Annotated in this window: 7 protein-coding genes; 4 read left to right on the top strand and 3 right to left on the bottom strand. The window is 69.9% G+C overall.

Annotation, left to right across the window (positions count from 1 at the left end; all coding sequences use genetic code 11):
* Nucleotides 1-32 precede the first annotated feature (32 nt).
* On the top strand, nt 33-8,846 hold the full coding sequence (locus DA085_RS16640) for a SpvB/TcaC N-terminal domain-containing protein (RefSeq protein WP_154402237.1): 8,814 nt from the start codon (nt 33-35) through the stop codon (nt 8,844-8,846).
* A gap of 52 nt (nt 8,847-8,898) precedes the next feature.
* Here the strand turns inward: DA085_RS16640 and DA085_RS16645 are convergent, their stop codons facing one another.
* The gene (locus DA085_RS16645) at nt 8,899-9,714 is read right to left on the bottom strand and encodes an MBL fold metallo-hydrolase (protein ID WP_109474110.1); all 816 of its coding nucleotides are present in this window, start codon (nt 9,712-9,714) and stop codon (nt 8,899-8,901) included.
* A gap of 60 nt (nt 9,715-9,774) precedes the next feature.
* Nucleotides 9,775-10,512: an Rv0909 family putative TA system antitoxin gene (locus DA085_RS16650; protein WP_109474111.1), complete on the bottom strand. Its 738-nt coding sequence runs from the start codon at nt 10,510-10,512 to the stop codon at nt 9,775-9,777.
* Nucleotides 10,513-10,676: 164 nt separating this feature from the next.
* Here DA085_RS16650 and DA085_RS16655 point away from each other — a divergent pair, with 164 nt between their 5' ends.
* The gene (locus DA085_RS16655) at nt 10,677-11,231 is read left to right on the top strand and encodes a nucleosidase (protein ID WP_109474112.1); all 555 of its coding nucleotides are present in this window, start codon (nt 10,677-10,679) and stop codon (nt 11,229-11,231) included.
* On the opposite strand, the gene DA085_RS16660 is transcribed toward DA085_RS16655, so the two are convergent.
* Nucleotides 11,228-11,884, bottom strand: coding sequence for an alpha/beta fold hydrolase (locus tag DA085_RS16660; RefSeq protein WP_109474113.1), 657 nt, complete (start codon nt 11,882-11,884; stop codon nt 11,228-11,230). The two genes, DA085_RS16655 and DA085_RS16660, sit on opposite strands and share 4 nt — an antisense overlap.
* Before the next feature lie 99 nt (nt 11,885-11,983).
* Between DA085_RS16660 and DA085_RS16665 the strand changes: the two genes are divergently transcribed.
* Both DA085_RS16665 and DA085_RS16670 read left to right on the top strand, forming a co-directional pair.
* Nucleotides 11,984-12,322 carry an ArsR/SmtB family transcription factor gene (locus DA085_RS16665; RefSeq protein WP_109474114.1) on the top strand — a complete coding sequence of 113 codons (339 nt, stop codon included), beginning with the start codon at nt 11,984-11,986 and terminating at the stop codon, nt 12,320-12,322.
* A complete protein-coding gene (locus DA085_RS16670; protein ID WP_109474115.1) occupies nt 12,319-12,798 on the top strand; it encodes an SRPBCC family protein in 480 nt (159 codons plus the stop codon). Before DA085_RS16665 ends, DA085_RS16670 begins: the two co-directional genes overlap by 4 nt.
* The last annotated feature ends 133 nt before the right edge of the window (nt 12,799-12,931 follow it).

Raw genomic sequence — 12,931 nt, forward strand, 5'->3', positions numbered from 1 at the left:
GGCCCATCACCGTGCCAGGCGAGGAGCCGGTCATGCGCGCGTCAAGAAAAGTCATCGGATCAGCACTGGCCCTCGCCCTCGTGGCGACCGCCTCAGCAGGGTCACTCCTCACGACCGCTGATCCGGTGGCCGCCGACGACGCCCTGGGCAGGGAGGCGGTGCTGACGCCCGAGCAGCTCGGCACCGGCGGGATCGACGGGCTGCAGTTCGCCGATCCCACCGAGGGCCTGTCGCTGATCGACCCGCCGGTGGCCAACACCGGCGGCAGCGCCCAGCTGTCCTATCCCCTCCTGTTCCCACCCGGCCGCGGGATCACCCCCGAGCTGGCCCTCACCTATGACTCCGGCGGCGGCAACGGCTGGCTGGGCGTGGGGTGGGACCTCTCCGTCGACGAGGTCTCGGTCGACACCACCTTCGGCGCGCCCCACTTCGATGCCGACCTCGAGAGCGAGTCCTACCTGCTGGACGGCGACCTGCTGGTGCCCAACGCGCTGGGCGAGGCGTGGGAGCCGCGCTCGGACGGGGACCGCGAGGACTGGACCCGCCAGGTCGAGACCTCCTACGAGCGGATCATCCGCCACGGCGACAACCCCAAGGACTACTACTGGGAGGTCTACGACAAGCAGGGCAACGTCCGGTGGTACGGCGGGCACCCCGACGTCGGCGGCCCGGAGGGCGGCCTGACCTCGCAGGGCGGGATCGACCGCTCGGCGATCGTCACCGACCAGGACGACAACGCCGTGCGGTGGCTGCTGTCCGCGCAGCGTGACGTGGGCGTCAACCTCATCCAGTACCACTACACGACCATTGAGTATGCCGACGGAGACAGCGGCTGGCAGGTTACCTCCGACTGCACCGAGAGCGACACGACGGTCTGCGGCGAGCACACCTATCTCAGCAGCATCGACTACACCGCGGCTGCGGAGGTCTCGGGGCAGCCGGCCGACCCGGCCTATGAGGTGATCTTCGAGCTCGAGGACGTGATCCACCGCTCGGACCCCGTGGTCGACGCGAGCCTGGGCTATGTCGACGTCCTGGTCAAGCGCCTGGCCAAGGTGGAGGTCAACCACGGCGCCCCCGACGGCGGTGCCGCCCGTGACCACGACAACGTCGCGGTGCGCTACGAGTTCGCCTACGAGCAGGGCAGCAGGACGCCGTTCGAGAAGTCGCTGCTGACCAGCGTGACCCAGAGCGGCGGCACCGCCGACACCGCGGTGCACACCTTCGCCTATCACAACGAGGTCGGCACCCGCGCGAGCTCGTATGGCGGTTTCGGCGACTCGGCGACGTGGAACACCGGCGACGACCTGCGCACCCGGTCGATGCTCGATGAGAACGTCAGCCCCGGAGCGATGGGCGCCAGCGAGTCCAACTCCGCCGAGGGGCACGCCTACCTCGGCTTCAACCCGCTGATCCCCGACAAGAACGGGTCCTTCGGCGGCAGCCTGCAGATCGGCGGCGGCAACACCCAGGCGCTGGCCGAGTGGCTGGACATCAACGGTGACTCGCTGCCCGACAAGGTGTGGAAGCAGGACGGTGAGCTGAGATACCGCCTGAACACCTCCGGCCCGGCCGGCGGCACCACCTTCGAGGACCCCGAGGACATCGAGGAGATCGGCACCCTGTCCAACGACAACAACATCGGTGTGCAGGGCGGCGTCGAGGTCAACCTCGGGGTCACCGCGTCCTTCGGTCTCGGCCTCGAGGTCGCCTGGGGCGACTCCTACTTCACCGACGTCAACGCCGACGGTCTGCCGGACCTCGTCTCCGGCGGCAAGGTCTTCTTCAACCACCTCGACGGCGATGACCGCCCGACCTTCTCCGAGGACAGCGCGAGCACCCTCGTCCCGCTGCCGACCGGCGGCGGCACGCCCAGCGCCGACAGCGACCTGCTGACCGACATGCAGGCCGACCTGGACCGGCGCTCCCCGACGATCGACACCGTCCGACGGTGGGTGGCGCCCTACACCGGGACCGTCACGATCGACGCGCCTGTCACCCTCTCCCCCACCAAGGGCGACTCCAAGGACGGCGTCCGGGTCGCGATCCAGGTGGCCGGCAGGGAGGTCGCCACGGCCAACCTGGGGGTCCCCGGCAGCACCGCCTTCGGCACCGCCCTCTCCGAGCCCGTCACGGCCGGCGACCCGGTCTACTTCCGGCTCGGCTCCGTGAACGACGGAGCCAACGACGAGGTGGAGTGGTCCCCCACCATCACCTACACCGCGATCGCGGACCACGACGTGGCGACCCTGCCGACCGATGTCAACGGCCTGTCCCAGACCACCTTCGCGCTCGCGGAGGACTTCACCCTGGCCGGTCGTCCCGACAGCGGCGTCGTCATGCCCTACACCGGCGAGGTCGAGTTCACCGCCGACATCGTCAAGTCCGCCGTGACCACCGACGACCTGGCACTGGTGCTGGAGCACAACGGCACCATCGTCGAGGACTCCGACATCACCATTGACGCCGACTTCATCGGCACGACCCCGGTGAGCCTCACCTTCCCGGTGACCCAGCCGACACTGCCCGACCCGGACAACCCGGACACCCCGGTCCCGGCGCCGGACACGGTGGAGGCGCACCTGGCCGTCGACACCCCGATCGACATCTCGACGATCTCGTGGGACCCGACCCTCACCTACACCAGCGCGACCGACCGCGACGGCGGCGCCATGGACGTCGTGGACGACGACGGAGAGCCGATCATCCAGGTCGGGCTCATCCCGAACATCGACATCTATCCCCAGCAGCTCCACCCCGACGCCGCCGCAGAGGCCGGCCCGTCCGAGCCCTGGACCGCGACCGCCACCGGCACCTTCGACGCCCGCGTCAGCCTGAGTCTGGCCGAGAAGCACCCCGGCGGCCGCGTCCTGGTCTCGGTGAAGACGCGGGACGGCGTCGTCGAGCAGGTGCCGTGGATCGTCGGCGCCAGCACGGGTGGAGGCACGGTCACCGAGACCGTGCAGCTGAACGCCGGCCTCTCCAGCGGCACCGCGTACTGGGTCGAGGTCACGATGACCGACCCGCAGGTGTCCCTGAAGACGACCCTCGACTCGTTCGCGCTGCGCCCCGACGGCGCCCCGGACGGGGCGGGCGACATCGTCGTGGCCCCGGCTGTGCGGGTCAGCGGCCAGCAGGGCATCTTCCCGCTGCCCTATCGCGGCTGGGGCGTCGCGGGCTACACCGCCGGTGGCGACCTGGCGACCGATCCGATCGTGCACGAGGCGTTCGTCATCGACACCGACGCCCTCAAGGAGGGCGGCGCCAAGCCGGACGGGTTCGACGACCTCCCGGCGGACGCCGGGGACCCCGAGCCGTCCTATGCCTACCTGCCGGTCAACAACCCGCCCACCCTCGACGAGGACCTGCCGGACAGCGACGTGTCCGCCCAGTTCGGCCCCCTGGCCGGACCCCTGTGGCAGGGCAGCCGGGAGAACCTGGCGGCCAACGCCGACCGGATGCGCTCCTCGCGGCTGGGCGCCGACAGCATCGCGCTGACCCAGACCGGCGGGACCGGTCGGGCCGTCACCCGCGTCTCGATCACGGCTCCGCAGGCCGCGCTGGCCATCGGCGCCGGCCCGCTCGGCGCGAGCTTCGGCATGTCACCCAGCTTCGGGCTCCAGGACTATGAGGACCTGAACGGCGACGGCTATCCCGACGTCATCACGCCTGGGAGCGTGCACTACACGACCCAGCGGGGCGCGTTCGCCGACAGCGCGACGAGCATCAACGACGGCCTCATGGCGGTCACCAACCAGGACCTCACGATGTCCGTCGAGGGCGGCCTCTCGCAGGGGCTGGTCGACATCAGCGCCAACAACAAGGGGCGCACCAACGCCACCAAGGGCAGTGCCGCCGGCAAGGGCGGTGACGCCGGCGACAGCTCCGGCGGTGTGGAGATCGGTCTCGACATCGGCGCCAGCTGGACCAGCCCCAACGCCTCCGGCGCCGACGACGAGCCCATCGTGGGCACCATCTCCTCCAACCCCTCCGACGAGCACGGCGACGCGGTCGAGGAGGCCGGGGCCGAGGCCACCGAAGAAGGCGCCCGTATCAGCCAGGAGCTGGCCGACGTCAACGGCGACGGCCTGCCGGACCGCGTCTACACGACCTCGCAGGGTGTCTTCGCCCACTACAACCTGGGCTACGGCTTCACCGAGGGCGCGGTCTATCTCGGCACCGGCGGCTTCGAGTCGATGGAGTCCTACTCCAGCGGCGTCAACGCCGGCTTCTCGACACCCCTCGGAGAGTTCTCCGGAGGCGTCGCGTTCAGCTGGAACTACGACCTGGCCCGCTACACCTGGACCGATGTCAACGGCGACGGGATCCTGGACCAGGTCCACAAACTCAGCCAGGGCGCCAGCCCCGTCGTCCGGTTCGGCACCGGCAGCGGGCTGACCCCCGCAGTCAGCTATGGCGACATGCAGTCGGCCGCGGCCGCGATGGGCGTGCCGACGGGACCCAACGCCAGCTTCGACCGCAGCAGCGGCATCGGCGGCGGCTTCGACTTCACCGTCTATGTCGGGCCGCTGTGCCTGGTCGCCTGCTATCTGGTCATCAACCCCGGTGCCAGCTACCAGAACTCGCTGAGCAGCACCGAGGTCGCCCTCGAGGACGTCAACGGTGACGGCTTCGCCGACTCGGTGGCCACCACCGCGGACGAGGAGCTCAAGGTCTCGCTCAACAACCATGGCAGGACCAACCTGCTGCAGGAGGTCGTCAACCCGCTCGGGGGCACCATGACCCTGGACTACGCACGCGACGGCAACACCATCGCCCACCCGGGCTCGGTCTTCACGATGACCAGCGTGACCCTCGACGACGGCCGGGACAGCGCCGGCGACGGTGTCGACGTGCTGGCCTGGACCTACGACTACGAGGGCCTGGACTACGACCGGGCGCACCGGCAGTCCCTCGGCTTCGCGACCATCCTCGAGCACGAGATGGACGCCACCACGGGCACCGCCATCCGCACCACCACCCGCCGGTTCCTCAACGACAACGTGTTCGTCGCGGGCCTGGAGTGGTCGACCCTCAGGACCGACGCGCAGGCCGACCCCCTCGAGGACAACCTCAGTGGGGCCACCATGACGTGGGGCTTCCGCGACGCGCGCGAGGAGCACGGGGACGTCCACGCGCCGGTCTCACCGGTGGCGACCATCTCCGACCTGCGCGGCATCGGCTCGCTGGGCCGCTCGATCGCCCCGCTGCTGCTCTCGGTCACCGAGGAGTTCTATGACTGGGAGGACATCGGCCAGCAGACCGAGACGACCTTTGTCTATGACGCGCTCGGCAATGTGCTCGAGCAGCTGGACCGCGGCGAGCTGGAGGACGCGACCGACGACGTGCTCACCCGGCACACCTACAGCACCTGTGAGATCTCCTCCAGTGTCGGCTGCCTGGCGCAGCCCGCCCTGACCTCGCCGCTGTGGGACGAGGACGTCTGCGCCACCTGGGTCAGCCTGCCCGCGGTGGTCACCGAGACCAACAACCGGACCGGTGCCGACGAGGTGGTCTATCGCCACCGGGACGGCCGGACCGACCTGTGCGACAACGCCTCGGTCACCCACCTCGAGGAGACGGTGGACGACGGCGACGTGGCCGTGACCGACCTGACCTACGACTCGTGGGGCAGCTATGACCGGATCGTCTATCCCGAGGGTGCCGACGGCGTCCGTTATGCCGTGAAGTACGTCTGGGACGCCGACCGGCACTCCAACATCGCGCAGGTCACCGACTACGACTTCGACTCCCAGGCCGCGGTGGACGCCTTCCTGGAGGACGACGACCCCAGCGGCGCGCTGCGCACCGGCCTCACCGCGACGGCCACCTTCGACCCGCTGTCGGGTCGCGTGACGAGCCGCACGGACGCCAACAACAACACCAGCCACTACGGATACGACGCCTTCGGCCGGGTCATCTCGATCAGCATCCCGGGCTCGACGCAGGACCTGGTGACCTTCGACTACGCGCCCAGCGCGCCCGCCTACGGCTATGCGATCGCCCACCACACCGACCAGTTCAACCCCGGCGACACCATCGACACGATCACCTTCGTCGACGGGCTGGGTCGCGAGACCCAGACCAAGCGGGACGCCACCCTGCACGTCGCGACGGGTCAGCCCGGCGTGGCGGCCCGGGTGGTGAGCGGCGTCGTGGAGTACGACGCGCTCGGCCGGGTGGTGACCGAGCACTATCCGACCGCCGACCAGCAGGCCGGCCTCACGGCATACGACACGACCGCCCCGGACCCCGCGGCGGCGACGACCACCGTGCTCGACCTGTGGGACGCGCCCAACGAGGTCACCGAGCCGGGTGACCGGGTGACCACGACCGAGTACCTCTACGAGGACATCGGCGACGGCACCGTGGTCTTCGCGACCACGACCACCGACCCGCGCGGCCGGCAGACCACCACCTGGACCGACATGCGCGAGCAGGTGCTGCGCATCGACGACGCGCCCGCGGACGAGGTCGCTCTCACCTCCTGGTACGACTACAACGGCCTGGGTGAGCTGCTGTCCTTCACCGACTCGGCGGGCGAGGTGACCACCCACAGCTACGACATGCTGGGCCGGCACACCACCACGGATACCCCGGACGGCGGCCTGGTCACCATGGCCTACGACGACGAGGGCAAGCTGACCAGCCGCGTCAGCCCGAACCTGCGCGCAGCGGAGCAGGAGACGACCTACGCCTACCGGCTCGGCAAGCTGGTCGGCATCGACCACCCCACCGGCACGCCTGACGTGTCCTACACCTACGGCGACGCGGGTGCGGACGGCAACGGCGCCGGACGGGTGACCCGGATCGAGGACGGCACGCGCATCGTCGACCTCACCTACAGTGCCGGCGGGTCGGTCGTGGAGCAGGCCGCGCAGATGAAGCTGCACAACTGGGACCCCGCCCGGGCCGAGGACTTCACGTGGACCACCTCCTGGAGCTTTGACGGGCTGGGCCGGATCGCCTCGATGACCTACCCCGACGGCGAGCGGCTGACCTACGACTACGACTCCGGCGGACTGGTCCGCGAGGTCGTCGGTGAGGAGGACGGCTACGAGGACATCATCACCGGCTACGACGAGTTCGGTGACCCGATCTGGGAGCGGGTGCCCCGCACGTGGGAGTACGACTACGTTCTCAACCGCACCTATGACGAGTTCCTGGCCCGCCGGTCCACCACCTACGGCAACGAGGTGAGCACGGAGTGGTCCTACCAGGCGACGACCAGGTGGCTGGACCGCCAGCAGACGATCTCGCCCCACCGCAACGTGACGGACCCGGCCTACCAGGAGATCCAGGACCTGAACTATGCCTATGACGTGGTCGGCAACGTCCAGGAGTACCGCAACGACCTGCCCGAGCCGCTGTCCAGCCAGTTCGGTGGCGCGACCGTGCAGACCTACGAGCTGGACGGCTACGACCGGTTGGTCGGGGCCCACGGCGAGTGGCGCCAGGACACCAAGAGCACCCGCGTCTACGACCTGGAGCTGGAGTACGACGAGCACCGCAACGTCATCGGCAAGACGCAACGGGATGTGATCAACAACGGCAAGAAGGACCTGGTGCAGAAGGACACGACCTACTCCTTCGACCGGGACTACTCCGACGCGGCGCCGGGACTGGCGACCAGTGCCGGTCCGACGACCTATCACTACGACGCCAACGGCAACCTGCTGGGCACCAAGGACAGCAGGGGCAAGTGGATCCGGGAGCTGACCTGGGACGCCACCGACCGGCTGACGGTGGTGAACGATGCCTCCAACGAGACCACCTTCAGGTATGACGACACCGGCCAACGGATGATCGAGCGCGGCCCGAGCGGCGAGACCGCCTTCGTCAACCCGTGGGTCACCGTCCGCAACGGCACCGAGATCTACAAGCACATCTGGATCGACGAGGAGCGGATCGCCACGCAGCGCGACGACGGCGGCGCGGAGGAGCTGAAGCGCTACTTCCTGCACCAGGACCTGCAGGGCAGCACCAACATCGTCTCCGACTACCGCGGCGACACGTTCCAGCACCAGGAGTACTTCCCCGGCGGCGAGGTGTGGATCGCGGAGAACAGCACCGTGTTCCGCACGCCGTACCAGTTCGGCGGTCACTACGACGACGAGCAGCGCGACCTGCTGGGGGTGGGCGAGCGGTGGTACGACAGCCGCGACGAGCTCATGTACTCCCCCGACTCGCTGCTGGTGGAGGACCCGCTTGCAGTGATCGAGCAGCCGGAGCTGCGGGCTGCCTACTCCTTCGCGGGCGCCAACCCGATCAGCAATGTCGACCCCTCCGGGCAGATGTTCATCACCACCCAGGCACAGGCGGAGATGGTGAAGGCCGCCGACAAGGCTGTCCGGGCAAAGCTCAAGGACAACCCGGACGTGGCGGCCTCGATCGCCGCCAGCCTGGACTCCAAGCTGCCCCGCAGCTTTGTGAAGCTGGCCCTGGACACGAAGCGGGCGGAGTCGTTGCAGGCGTTTGCGGACAAGTTCGAGCCCAACGCGTTCATCGACATCGACCTGAGCGCCGGGACCGTCAAGATCGGCGCGCCCTACGGCAAGCGGCTCACGCTCGGCGGCTCCGACACACCCACCGACGCCACGTCAACCAGCCCGCCCGCGCGACCGGCCTCACCGGCGCCGGGCGGTCCCAGCACCGTGTCGTCCACGACACCGTCGACAACCAGTTCCACCTCTCCCCAGGCGCCCCAGCGCCCGGGTGGCGGGACGGGGAACTCGCCCGGCGGGGCGGACAGCTCGACGCCAGCGCCGACGAAGCCGAAGCCGTTGCCGAAGCCAGCGGCGAAGACGTCCGTCAGCGACCAGAGCTCGACGAGGTCCGGGGAGTAGGTCGCCCCAAGGCGGGCCCACTGCCGGGGCCCGCCGTCGGGGCTCTGTCAGCTCAGGTCAGGTGGTCGTAGTCGCCGCGCACCCAGGCGGTGTGCCGGTTGGCCGAGTAGCGCACGACCGCCTTGGCGTCCTCCCGGACAGCGGCACCGAAGTTGTTGTAGAGCCGGTCGAAGTGCAGCTGCTCGACGTGGGCGGCCAGGCGCTGGACGACGTTGCCGGACAGCGGGAGCCGGTTGGGATAGCTGCGCATGAAGCTGACCGTCTTGCGGTCCGGGTTGGTGAAGATCGCGTCGCCGGCGAGCAGGACGCCGCGGCCGGAGTTGCCGGTCGCCCACTCCACGACCGCCTGGCCACGGAAGTGCCCACCGATCCGGTGCAGCGTCAGCCCGGGGGCAACCTCCCGCTCGTCCTCGTAGAACTCGACGCGGTCGTCCCGGCGGACCCACTCCCGGTCGGCCTCGGTGACCAGGACCGGGGCGTCGAGCGCGGCGGCCCACTCGGTCTGCACGCCGTACATGTGCGGGTGGCTCGCGGCGACCGCCAGGGTCGGGCCCAGTCCGCGCACGAACTCGAGGGCCTCGTCGTCGACATAACCGACGCAGTCGAACAGGAGCGTCCCCTCCGGCGTGCGCACCACCATGGTCTGCTGGCCGATGCCCATCCCGGGATCGGCCCGGATCCCCCACAGCTCGGGCTCGACCTCGGTGACCACCAGCCGGGTGCCGTCGGCCTTCAGCTTCTCCAGCGTCGTCCACCGCGAACCGCCCTCAGGGACCCACTGGCGCTCGTCGGCGCAGATCTCACAGAGCGCCGGTGGGCTCTCCTGGTCGGCGGTCTCGACGGCGCAGTTCTCGCAGATCCAGATCATGGTCCAGTCTGTGCCTGCACCGCGTCGCGGCGCCACCTCTTTGACCCAGCAGTATGCCGCTCAGTGGGCTCCGCGGATCGTCATCCGGTGGATCGTGTCCCCGACGGTGTCGAAGGTGAACTCGGACAGCCCGTTGGCATGGGTGCTGCGCCAGTCCGCGAGCACGACGACCTGGCTCTCCCGGACGTCGACCCGCTGGACCTCCATGGTGCCCTGGGCACCGATGAACTCCTTGTCGCTCCACTCCTTGATCGCCTGGCGGCCGACGAACTCCCGGCCCCAGTCGTCTACCACCCCGGCCTCACCGAAGCTGTCGAGGAAGCCCTGCTCGTCGTGGGCGTTGACCGCTGCGACGAACTCACGCACCGGGCTGGGGAGTGCTGCGGCGCCGGTCGTGGCTCCGGTGCCGGGCAGCTCGTCGGCCACCGGCGGTGGCGTGGCGCCACCGGGAGGCGGTGGCGGCGGGGTCGCGCTGGCTGCCGTGCCTGATCCCGGCGGCGGGGGCGGCGGCGCGGTGGCTGCCGTGCCTGCTCCCGGAGGAGGCGGGGCGTGCACGGGACCGGGAGCCTCGGAGGTGCCGGCCTGTCCGCGCTCGGCGGCCAGCTTGTCGGCCGCACTGCGGGCGGCACCCTTGGCCTTGGTGATCTTGTCGCTGTACTTGCCGTGCGTGCGCTGGTCGATCATCGAGCCACCCTTGTCGAGAGCCCGGTCGATCTTGTCTCCGTGCTTCTCGGCCAGGTGGCCGGCCTGCTCCTTGGCCGCGTGGGCGGCCTTCTTCACGTTGTCCAGCAAACCCATGGTTCCTCCTGAGGTCAGGCGGTGATGACACCAGTCTTCAACGGGTCGGGGCTGCGCGCAGTTCCAGGTGAGGGGTGACCGGTGCCCTGCCCTCGCGTCGGTCTCTCGTACGGCCGGGGCGGTCGGGGTGTCACCGCCTGCACCGCCGTCCCTAGGATCTCGGGGTGACCCGTTATCTCGTTGTCAGTGCGACGCGCGCCGAGGCCGCGCACGTCCCCGTGGGCCTGCCCGTCGTCGTCACCGGCATCGGGAAGACCGCGGCGGCCACCGCGGTGACCCGGGCCCTGCTGGAGACGGACAGGTCCGGGCTCGTGGTGCTCAACATCGGCACGGCCGGTGCCCTGCGACCGGGGCGGGAGGGCCTGTTCCTCCCCGGGAGGGTGGTGAACCACGACATCAGTGCCGCGGCCCTGCGCGCTCTCGGCTACGACCCGCGCGATGAGCTGGTCCTTGACGGCGGCGATGACACGGTCCTGGCCTCCGGCGACACGTTTGTGACGGACCCGGTGGTGCGCGACCAGCTGGCCGCCCGGGCGGACCTGGTCGACATGGAGGGTTATGCCGTCGCCTTCGCCTGCGAGGCCCTGGGCGTCCCGGCGCGGCTGGTCAAGCACGTCTCGGACAGCGCGGACGCCGGCGCCATGGCCTGGCCGGAGCTGGTCGACGCCAGCGCCCAGGTCCTCGGGGCGTGGCTCGCGGACCTCACCGGTGACCGTTAACCGGCGTCGTCCAGGAACCCCTTCAGCAGGTCCACCAGCGCGCGCGGCTGCTCGACGTTGACCTGGTGTCCCGCCCCGGGCACCTCGCGCAGCTCCGCACCGGCGATGCCCGCGGCCAGGGCGCGGGCTGCGGGCTGGTTGGGCCGGTCCTTGGCGCCGACGAGCACGAGGGTCGGTGCCGCGATCCTCGGCAGGGCGTCGGTCAGGTCCACCGCACGCACCACGTCCAGGGTCCGCAGCAGTCGTTCCTTGGACACGCTGGAGTCGGCCAGGCGCGAGGCGGGCATCATCTTGAGCATCCCGAGCTGCAGCCTCATCAGGGCCTTCGGCGGCGCCACCATCCCGGCGATCAGCACCAGCCTCCGCACCCGCTCGGGGAAGTCCGCCGCCAGCTGGGTGGCCACGACGGCTCCGTAGGAGAACCCGCAGAGATCGACCTGCTGCATCCCCTCCAGCATCACGTCCGTGTCGAGCCTGGCGGCAGCGTCCGCGACCGACACGGGCTTCTTCTCGGTCGGCTTGAGCCCGGGCACCCACGGCGTGAGCAGGCGCCGCGACGCATACAGCGGCACGACGACGTCCTCCCACGCCATCGGGGCCTGGCCGAGCCCGTGCAGCAGCACGAGCGGGGTCTGGTCCTCGGAGTCGGTCACGCCACGACACTATGCCGTCCGCCGCCAGCAGTTGAGGTCCCTCCCGTCCCACGGTGCACCCCTTGACAGAGCCAACGCGTAAGCAGTAACTTACGCATTGTGCCTGATGTTGACGCCTGGACCGCGCTGGGTGATCCCACGCGCCGCGGGATCCTGGCACGCATCACCCAGGAGCCGAGCTCGGTGACCGCACTGGCGGAGCAGTTTCCCGTCAGTCGGCCCGCGGTCTCGCAGCACCTCCAGGTGCTCCTCGAGGCCGGTCTCGTGGAGGTGCGCCCACAGGGTCGCCACCGCATCTACTCGGCCCGCCCGGACGGCCTGGACGCGCTGCGTCGCGAGCTGGACGCGTTCTGGACCCAGGCGTTGGCGAACTTCCGGCACCTGACCGAGACCGCGGTGGACACCGCGGCCCCTCCCCCGAGGAAGGAACGATCATGAGCACCCAAGACACCGAGCCGACCACCAGCACGTCCGTGCAGGCGGAGGTCACCGTCGATGTGTCCCAGGAGCAGGCCTTCACGCTGTTCACGGAGCAGTTCGACAGGGTCAAACCGCGCCAGTACAACCTGCTCGAGGTCGACATCGCCGAGACCGTGCTCGAGCCACGGGTCGGCGGCGACGTCTTCGACCGTGGCGTCGACGGCACGGTCTGTCGCTGGGGGCGGGTCCTGGCGTTCGACCCGTTCGACAGCTTCGTCATCAGCTGGGACCTCAACCCCCGGTGGCAGGTCGAGACCGACCTGAGCAGGACCAGTGAGGTGGAGATCAGCTTCGTGCCGGTCTCACCGACCCGCACCAGGGTCGTGGTCGACCATCGCCACCTGGAGCGTCACGGTGAGGGCTGGGAGGCCTACAGCCGTGGCGTCGCCGACGGCTGGCCCGTGTTCCTCGCGAACTTCGTCGGCCTCACCTGAGGCTGCACGCGTCGGTCCCGCCGACCAGTGAGCCGGCAGGACCGGCGTGCCGCCGGCGATGAGTTGTCGGGCGTCCGACGGTCATCTCTGGTGTGCGGGCAGACCTCAGCCCCGCCTCCCGAGAAAGGACCCG

Source organism: Ornithinimicrobium cavernae (genome assembly GCF_003121625.1).
GTDB classification, from domain to species: domain Bacteria; phylum Actinomycetota; class Actinomycetes; order Actinomycetales; family Dermatophilaceae; genus Ornithinicoccus; species Ornithinicoccus cavernae.